Origin of the sequence: Microbacterium sp., assembly GCF_029263575.1 — a bacterium.
GTDB lineage: Bacteria > Actinomycetota > Actinomycetes > Actinomycetales > Microbacteriaceae > Microbacterium.
On sequence record NZ_JAJUFV010000238.1, the window covers coordinates 1 to 2727 of the forward strand.

Sequence of the window (2727 nt, forward strand, 5' to 3'; positions counted from 1 at the left end):
CAGGATCGACGCCCCCGCATCGACGAGGTCGTGCACGCCGTCGGCGGTGACGATGTTTCCGGCGACCAGCGGAATGCCGAGATTGAGCGCCGACACGGCAGCCAGCGCCCCGAGCATCCCCTCCTGGTGTCCGTGCGCAGTATCCACCACGATCGCATCGGCCCCAGCCCCGACGAGCGCGCGGGCCTTGGCCGCGACGTCGCCGTTGATGCCGACCGCGGCGCCGACCGCGAGTCGTCCGTTCGCGTCGACCGCCGGGGCATAGAGAGTCGCGCGCAGCGCGCTTCGAGCGCTGAGGGTTCCGACGAGGCGACCGTGGTCGACGACGGTCACCACGTCGGCATCCGTCTCGGTGATGACGTCGAACGCGGCACGGGCGTCCGTGACGTCCTCCGCGTCGAGAGCTGGCACGCCGCGGTGCACCAGATCTCCCAGCTGCGCGTCGGGCAGTGCCGTGGCGAGACGCGACGCCGGAAGGATGCCGCGTACGGCCTCGGCGTCCACCGCATCACGACCGGCGCCATCTGCCACGACGATACCGTGGCCCGACACGGGCGGCAGCAGTCGCAGAGCGTCGGAGACGGTCGCATTCGGAGCAAGGATCAGCGCCGTGTCCCAGGAGACGGGCTGGCTCTTGACATCGCGGATGGCCGCGTCGAGATCTTGCAGCGGCATGTCCTGCGGGAGGATGCCGAGACCGCCGCGGCGGGCGAGCACAGCGGCCAGGCGTGCGCCCGTGACCGAGTTCATGTTCGAGGCCACCAGAGGAATGGTCGCCGGCGTGCCATCGTGAGGTGCGAGGTCGACCTCGAGGCGGCTGGTGACCGCCGACCGACGCGGCACGAGGAACACATCCGAATAAGTCAAATCGACCGCGGGCTGCTCGCTGACGAACTCCATAGCTCCACGGTAGCTTTTCCTGCGGTGAAACGGGCTGCTTCGCTCGCCTGCCCCACCGCCAGAACACGTTAGGCTAGTAACGAGGATGCGCGAGGCGGGGGCTTCCCGTGACCGCGCACGTTCATGAGTGTTCAGCGATGAAAGAGGGCGATAGCGCGTGGCTAACCAGGTGACCGGCGTCGGCGGTTCTGACGACGGAGAGTTTGGAGCCAATACGTGGCTCGTCGACGAGCTCTACGTGCAGTTCAAAGCAGACCGCAACTCCGTCGACAAGGAGTGGTGGCCGATCCTGGAGAACTACGAGCCCAGCACCCCGTCGACGCCATCGACGTCTTCGGCGACCACCCCGGCTCAGGCTGCCTCGGCCGAGCATCCGGTGACCGCTCCGGTTCCTGTCATCGGCTCGCAGCCCAAGGCGCGCACGACGGCGAAGCCCGCCGCCACGACGCCGATCCCGGCACAGGCACCCAAGCCCACGGCGAAGAAGTCCGACGAGTCAGAAGAAGCAGACGACGGGCAAGACACGGTCACGACTCTGCGCGGTCTGACCAAGACCCTCGCCGCGAACATGGATCAGTCGCTCACTGTTCCCACCGCGACGAGTGTCCGAACGATTCCCGCCAAGCTGATGATCGACAACCGCATCGTCATCAATAACCACATGTCGCGCTCGCGCGGTGGCAAGATCAGCTTCACCCACCTGATCGGCTGGGCTCTGATCCAGACGCTGAAAGAGTTCCCCAGTCAGAACGTCTCCTACGCCGAGATCGACGGCAAGCCCTCGGTCATCGCTCCGGCCCATGTGAACCTCGGCATCGCGATCGACCTGCCCAAGCCCGATGGCACCCGTGCGCTGCTGGTGCCGAGCATCAAGCGCGCCGACACGCTAACGTTCACCGAATACCTCGCGGCGTACGAAGACCTCGTCACGCGCGCACGCAACAACAAGCTGACCGCGGCCGATCACGCCGGTGCGACCATCTCGCTGACCAACCCCGGCGGCATCGGCACCGTGCACTCGGTGCCCCGTCTGATGAAGGGGCAGGGCTGCATCATCGGCGCCGGTGCCCTCGAGTACCCGGCGGAGTTCCAGGGCGCGAGCCCCAAGACGCTTTCTGAGCTCGGCATCGGCAAGACGATCACCCTCACCAGCACCTACGATCACCGGGTGATCCAGGGAGCCGGATCCGGCGAGTTCCTCAAGAAGGTGCACGAGCTGCTCATCGGCGAACGCGGCTTCTACGACGACATCTTCGCGGGCCTGCGCATCCCCTACGCCCCCATCCGGTGGAACCCCGACATCGCGGTCGACCTCGCCGAGCGCGTCGACAAGCAGTCGCGGGTGCAGGAGCTGATCAACTCCTACCGTGTGCGCGGTCACCTCATGGCCGACATCGACCCGCTCGAGTACGTGCAGCGCTCGCACCCCGACCTCGAGATCGAGAGTCACGGCCTGACCTTCTGGGATCTCGACCGCGAGTTCGTCACCGGCGGCTTCGGCGGCAAGCGCGTGATGAAGCTGCGTGAGGTTCTCGGTGTGCTGCGTGACTCGTACTGCCGCACGCTCGGCATCGAGTACATGCACATCCAGGATCCCGATCAGCGCCGCTGGTTCCAGGAGAAGCTCGAGGTCAAGTATCAGAAGCCGGGCCACGACGAGCAACTTCGTGTGCTGCGCAAGCTCAACGAGGCTGAAGCGTTCGAGACGTTCCTGCAGACGAAGTTCGTCGGTCAGAAGCGGTTCTCGCTGGAAGGCGGCGAGTCGCTCATTCCACTGCTCGACGAGATCTTGCAGGGAGCTGCCACCGCGGGCCTGGAGGGCGCCGC

At 66.3% G+C, this 2727-nt stretch carries 2 protein-coding genes; one reads left to right on the plus strand and one right to left on the minus strand.

The features are described 5' to 3' along the window. On the minus strand, positions 1–900 hold a 900-nt coding region (locus Q1J95_RS15525), incomplete at its 3' end, for an IMP dehydrogenase (RefSeq protein ID WP_300269304.1). A 157-nt stretch (positions 901–1057) separates the two neighbouring features. On the opposite strand from Q1J95_RS15525, the gene Q1J95_RS15530 reads away from it, so the two are divergent. Continuing rightward, positions 1058–2727, plus strand: a 1670-nt coding sequence (locus Q1J95_RS15530; RefSeq protein ID WP_300269306.1) for a 2-oxo acid dehydrogenase subunit E2, incomplete at its 3' end; no start/stop codon positions are given.